The organism is Vibrio sp. YT-19(2023) (assembly GCF_033337395.1).
Map to the genome: position 1 here is coordinate 1 of NZ_JAWOQN010001012.1, position 544 is coordinate 544.

2 protein-coding genes are annotated in these 544 nt (G+C 48.9%); both read left to right on the forward strand.

Annotated features, from left to right (window positions below):
• Window positions 1–252, forward strand: a 252-nt coding sequence (locus tag R7E78_RS29730) for a helix-turn-helix domain-containing protein (protein ID WP_318059093.1), incomplete at its 5' end; no start/stop codon positions are given.
• Window positions 249–544, forward strand: a 296-nt coding sequence (locus R7E78_RS29735) for an MFS transporter (RefSeq protein ID WP_318059094.1), incomplete at its 3' end; no start/stop codon positions are given. The genes R7E78_RS29730 and R7E78_RS29735, both read left to right, overlap by 4 nt.

Consider the following 544-nt stretch of genomic DNA (forward strand, 5'->3'; position numbering starts at 1 on the left):
GGCCGCCAAGCCATTAAAGATCAACCAGATTTGTGGAAACAGAAGTTCCGTGGCCGCCCTGCTGACCGGGAAAAACATCGGCTCATCGCGGCGTTACTATTAGAAGGGAACACGCTGTTAAGCGTGGCAGAGCAATGCGATGTCAGCTTGTCAACGGTTAAACGAGTCAAAGCAAAATTGAGCGAGTTTGATGAAGATGGCGCTCTAAGAACGCGAAAAAATGCCGGATTCGCCGATGGTGAATCATCATGAACCGTCCCATCAATTTCCGCACGATTCTATTGGCATGTTTGATCATCAGTGTTGGCCAACTGAGCATGGGTTTAGTGATGCCTTCCCTACCTTGGATCGCCAAAGACTTCTCAGTTTCACTCGATCAAGCGCAGCTTCTCGTGAGTATTTATCTACTTGGATTTGGCCCTTCCCAGTTCATCTATGGCCCAATGTCCGACGCATTAGGGCGCAAGAAAGTGCTACTCGCTGGTTTGCTGATCGCAATGTCTGGCTTGCTGATGATCATTTTCTGGAGCCATACGTTTACTGG